This window comes from Archangium sp. (assembly GCF_036389735.1).
Classification (GTDB): Bacteria; Myxococcota; Myxococcia; order Myxococcales; family Myxococcaceae; genus Archangium.
This window is the reverse complement of sequence record NZ_DASVWK010000880.1, coordinates 1-3,571: the sequence shown is the minus strand read 5'-3', so window position 1 is coordinate 3,571 and position 3,571 is coordinate 1. Positions and strand designations below refer to the sequence as shown.

Below are 3,571 nucleotides of genomic sequence, written 5' to 3'. Positions count from 1 at the left end.
GGTCCACCGTCACCACGGCGTTCTCGAAGAGGAGCACCTCGTGCAGCGGGCCGTTCTTGAGGGGGCCCTTGGGGAGCACGGTGCGGGTGAAGCACAAGCCCTCGGCGCGCAGGGCGCCTCCGTTGACGATGCCCAGCTCGGCGGGGGCCTTGGAGCCATCCTCCGCGTGGCGGAAGGCATCCGCGGCGAGCTGCCCGAGCGCGTGGTTGTCGTGGCGCGCGAAGGGCTTGTCGAGGAAGACGTCGTCGGCCAGGTAGCCGACGACGGAGTCCGGGTCATCCACCAGCGGTTGGCAGGGATCGTTGTACTGGAGGCACCCGAGACCCGGTGCGAGGACCACGGCGAGAACGGCGGCGGTGAGCGAGCGACGCATCAGTTGCGAGCCCTCAGGGTGAGGAAGGCGGAGACGCCCTCGCGGGGCAGCAGGTTGGGCATGCGGTCCGGCCGGGGGACGTCGTCGCGCATGTCATGGTCGAAGACGTTGTGCACCACCACGGCCAGCTCGAAGTGGTCGCCAATGGGCTCGGTGCGCACCTGGGCGGTGATGAGGCTGTAGGCCGGAATCTTGTAGCGGCGGATGAGCTCCAGCACGGAGCGGGTGTTGTTGCGCCGCTCGGCGCCCGCGCGCACGACGATGTCGAAGTTGATGAAGTCGCCGATGGGCATGGACACCCCGGCGTTGAAGCGCGCCTGGGGGGTGTCGGTGATGTACCGGTGCTTGGCGGGCAGCTCCTGGTCCTCGGCGCGGGAGACGCTGGCATTGATCCACGCGTTGGCGCGCTTGGAGGCCTCCAGGCGGGCCTCACCCTCCACGCCGTAGACGAGCACGCCCAGCTCGCGGTTGCGCACCGGGACGATGTTGCCCGAGGTGTCCACGGGGATGATGGGGTTGGAGAAGCTCTCGAAGAAGGCGTTGCCGCGCAGGCGCACGCGCGACTCGCCAGCGGTCTGGATGAGGTCCGCGCCGGCCTCGAGCGTGCTCACCACGGCGGGCTGGAGGCCCGGGTTGCCCTCGAAGCGGCCCTGGTTGTAGTCGCTGTTGGGGATGGTCTCCACCAGCTCCTGGAGCGTGGGCGAGCGGAAGGCGCGGCCGTAGAGCAGCTTGAGGACGAGCGAGTCCGTGGCGGAGAAGACGAGCCCCACGCGGGGGTTGACGCTGGGCACCCACCGGGTGCCGGTGATGGTGTTGTTGGTGGTGTCCACCGCGGGCAGCTGGGTGGCGTCCACGCGCACGCCGAAGGTGAGCGTGAGGGGCTCCACCACCGTCCACTGGTCCTGCGCGAAGATACCGAACGACAGGCGCCGCGCGGCCGCGCCACCCGCGAGGTTCAGGATGTCCACCACCCCGTCGGGCGTCGTCAGCGAGGAGCGGCGCCGGTTGTCCAGGGTGTAGTTGGTCTCGTAGCCGTAGGCGCTCAGCATCTGGAGTTCGGACGCCGCGCCCACCGAGAGGCGGTTGCCCTCGCCGAGCAGCAGGTCCGCGTCGACATTGGCCCCCACCGAGCGCACGGTGACGCGCGTCTGCTCCAGCATGCCATCGGGGAAGACCTGGTTGTCATCCGGGCCGATGCGGAAGTTGGCCGGGCCGATCTGGAAGAGCCGATCCGTGTCCTGCTGGTTGCCATGGAGGCGCGCGCGCACGCGCACCCGGTCGCTCACCGCGTGCTCGTAGGAGATGTCGCCCAGCAGCACCTGCCACTTCAGGCGTGAGTCCTCGCCCACGGTGTCGAAGAGGCCCATGAGGGCGGAGCGATCCTCGGACAGCATGCGCGCGGAGAAGTCGAGGTGGCTCTGGGACGTGAGTTCGATCTCTCCCCCCAGGCCCAGGTTGAGGAAGAACCGCTCGTCATGGGTATGGCCAGCGGGGTCCAACGGCTCGCGCAGCTTCTGGGCGAGCGTCTCCGCTTCGAGCGCGTCCTTCTCGATGGGCACCGAGTCGCCCGCCTGGTACCAGACGTCCGCGTCGCCGGAGAGCTTGAAGCGGCCGAAGGTGTGCGCCCCCGCGAGGTGGCCATCGAAGGTGCTGGCGAGCCGGTCCTCGAGCGAGGGGAAGCCGCCACCGGACACGGCGGCGAGGAGGCCCTCGGCCCGGTGGGTGACGATGTTCACCACGCCGAGGAAGGCCCCGGCGCCGTACAGGGCCGAGCCGGGCCCGCGGATGACCTCGATGCGCTCGAGGTTCTCCACCGGCAGGTTCATCAGGGCCCTGCCATCGTAGAAGCTGTTGAGGCGCTGGCCGTTGAGGAGGAAGAGCACCTCGGCGTCGTTGCGCAGGCCGCGCACGGAGACGCGGTGGAAGCCCTGCACGTCCCGGCTGATGGTGAGGCCGGGCACCACGTCCAGCACGTCCGCCACCGTGCGAGCACCCAGCGCGCGGATCTGCTCGCGCCCGAACGAGGCGGCGATGGCGGGAACCTTCTTCACCTTCTCCTCGTGCCGGGTGGCGAGCGCCAGGGTGTCCTCGGCGGAGTAGAGGGCCAGGTCCTCCTCCAACTGCGAGCGCTCCGGCGGGGGCTCCGCGGGCTCGGGGGGCCGGGAGGGCCGCGTGGCGGGCGCCGGGCGGGAGGTCTCGGTGTCGGCGGGCACATCGGCCGTCAGGGCCGCCATCGCGTCATCGGAGCCGGCTCCCCGGGCGGGCTCGGACTTGCGCTCGACCTTCGGGGCGGGCTCGCCCTTGCGGACGGGCTCGGGCCGGCCGCCCTTTGACGGGGGCGCGGCGGAGAGTGGCACCCGGGTGGTGGGCACCTGGCCCACGACGATGACGCGGGCGGGCCGGGTGGCGCTCTTGAAGAGCGGGACGCGATCTCCCCCGGGCGTGAAACCCTCCACGTAGTACTCGACACCGGGCGGCACCACGTTGGCCGCGGGGATGACACCCCGGTAGAGGTCGCCGTACTGCAACTCCATGGGCACCTCGGCGTAGGGCTCGCCGGGCCCCCGGTAGCGGACGACGACACGCTGGATTCGCAGGGTGCCGGTGAGCACGCCATCGATCACGAGCACCGCACCGGGCTCGGCCTGGGCCAGCGCGGTGTGACGCAGCGACGCCTGCTCCTGGGCGTGGACGGGCAGCGCCACGAGAAGCACGAGCGCGAGGAGGACGAAGCGTGGGCTCGAAATGACGGACTTCACGGGTAACCCCGATGGTCCTCCGCGAGCCTGGGCACGTCAAGGCAAGGGGGGTGGAGGGAGCGCCGAATTTTTGCCGGGGTGGCAAGCGCGTGCGACTTGTGAGTGGCCCATGCGCGCGTCGCTCGCCCTCCACCTCGCCCTGTTCCGCCGCCAGAAGGCCCAGATTGCCCGGGCCATCGAGGGCCAGTCGACCGCCTTCCGGGCCTATGAGGCCCGCTACCGTCGGCGCACCTCCGAGTACCGGCGGGTGCTGCCCGCCTCGGCGGTGGCCGCGCAGGTGCAGGCGGCGGACGTGGTGTACGTGGGCGACTACCACACGCTGCCGCTGGCCCAGGAGACCTACCTGGAGCTGGTCGAGGGCGTGCGAGAGACCGGGCGCCGGGTGGTACTGGCACTCGAGTGCGTCGAGGGCCGGCACCAGGCGGCGGTGGAGGCGTAC

The 3,571-nt window shown here is 70.9% G+C and carries 3 protein-coding genes; 1 reads left to right on the top strand and 2 read right to left on the bottom strand.

Annotation, left to right across the window (positions count from 1 at the left end):
* On the bottom strand, window positions 1-373 hold a 373-nt coding region (locus tag VF794_RS31565; protein WP_331116829.1), incomplete at its 3' end, for a 5'-nucleotidase C-terminal domain-containing protein.
* On the bottom strand, window positions 373-3,132 hold the full coding sequence (locus VF794_RS31560) for a TonB-dependent receptor (RefSeq protein ID WP_331116828.1): 2,760 nt from the start codon (window positions 3,130-3,132) through the stop codon (window positions 373-375). The genes VF794_RS31560 and VF794_RS31565, both read right to left, overlap by 1 nt.
* A 109-nt stretch (window positions 3,133-3,241) precedes the next feature.
* Between VF794_RS31560 and VF794_RS31555 the strand changes: the two genes are divergently transcribed.
* Window positions 3,242-3,571: ChaN family lipoprotein (locus tag VF794_RS31555; RefSeq protein ID WP_331116827.1), on the top strand; the 330-nt coding region annotated here is incomplete at its 3' end.